The 467-nt window shown below is 49.5% G+C and carries 1 protein-coding gene; it reads left to right on the top strand.

The window, feature by feature from the left end; translation table 11 throughout:
* A partial coding sequence (locus tag ACGTN6_RS21105) for a hypothetical protein (protein ID WP_394595077.1) occupies nucleotides 1-194 on the top strand: 194 nt, incomplete at its 5' end.
* Nucleotides 195-467: the final 273 nt, after the last annotated feature.

The following is a 467-nucleotide window of genomic DNA, read 5'->3' as shown; positions in this document are numbered from 1 at the left end:
ACAGAGCACGTGCCATGCCAGTTTTTGTTAATCATCTGATAGCAGTGGGGAAATTATCGAAGGGAGTGGGAAAACGAGGAGTATGCGGCGGGGATAACGGCGATATGACCCAGGCGAGTGTTAGCCTGGTGAAACAGTCCGCGACCTTGCGGGGACAAATTCCGGATAAAATATCATTAAAAACAACACATTAACTTATTGATACAAACAGGACACAAAGTTGTTTCAGTCTTGACACTCTCGATGACGTCTGCATTAATTTCTGTTTAATCAATAGGTTATTTCTAACCACTCGAAGCTGAAGTCAGGTCGGAAATGACAAGTGGATGGAACACCGAGGCTAACACGAATCGTCAGTCAAGGAGCGCGCGGCCGGTACGAAAGACCGGCCACGCGGCATCAGCTCCAGTGCATATGTTCCTGGATCAGCCCGGCCAACGTCTCGGCGGCATTGTCGGCGGTGGTGT

This window comes from Halomonas sp. B23F22_20 (genome assembly GCF_043496985.1).
Classification (GTDB): Bacteria; Pseudomonadota; Gammaproteobacteria; order Pseudomonadales; family Halomonadaceae; genus Halomonas.
The sequence above is the reverse complement of the archived record's forward strand: the minus strand, read 5'-3'. Positions and strand labels throughout refer to the sequence as shown.